The sequence below is a fragment of the Streptomyces sp. MZ04 genome (genome assembly GCF_004684775.1).
Classification (GTDB): Bacteria; Actinomycetota; Actinomycetes; order Streptomycetales; family Streptomycetaceae; genus Streptomyces.
Window position 1 is genome coordinate 1 of sequence record NZ_SRIC01000624.1, and the last position, 593, is coordinate 593.

Consider the following 593-nt stretch of genomic DNA (forward strand, 5'->3'; position numbering starts at 1 on the left):
CCCCCACCCCCGGCAGGGCCCGCAGCGACGCCTCCGCGTCATCCCGGTCCGCCCCGGCGTCCAGCCGGACCCGGCCGTCGGCCAGCGCCGCGGCCAGCACCCCCAAGGAGCCGGGCTCCCCCGCAAGCGCCCCCGGCTCGGGGAAGACATGGGTCAGCGCCTCGCACGGCGCGTCCAGCGCCTTGCCGTGGCGCTGCACAAGGAGCGCCGCCTCCTCCCGCCCCACCAACGCCCGCACCGCAAGCTCCTCGGGATCCGCCGCCCCGGGCGAGCGCAGGCCGGGGCGCGCCGCGACCAGTGGAGCCAGGCGCGGGTCGGAGCCAAGGCGCTCGTCCACGGCGTACGGATCCGCGTCCAGGTCGAAGAGCCGGCGCAACCGCTGCACCGCCGTGGTGAGATCCCGCAGGTCCGTCAGGTGGAGCCGGGTGTCGAGCCAGCCCCCGGCCCCGTGGTCGCGCTCCTCGACCGCCGCGATCCCGGTCCCGTACGGCAGCCGCAGCGTACGCCGGTACGTCCGCACGCCCGGCGCCCCGCTGACCTGCTCCACCCCCTCGACCGCCTCGCTCTCGAGCAGATCGAAGACGGCCCCCGCC

At 77.7% G+C, this 593-nt stretch carries 1 protein-coding gene; it reads right to left on the minus strand.

The genetic code is table 11. The features are described 5' to 3' along the window. The coding region (locus E2651_RS43550; RefSeq protein WP_280922842.1) for an AlkA N-terminal domain-containing protein at positions 1-593 on the minus strand (593 nt) is incomplete at both ends.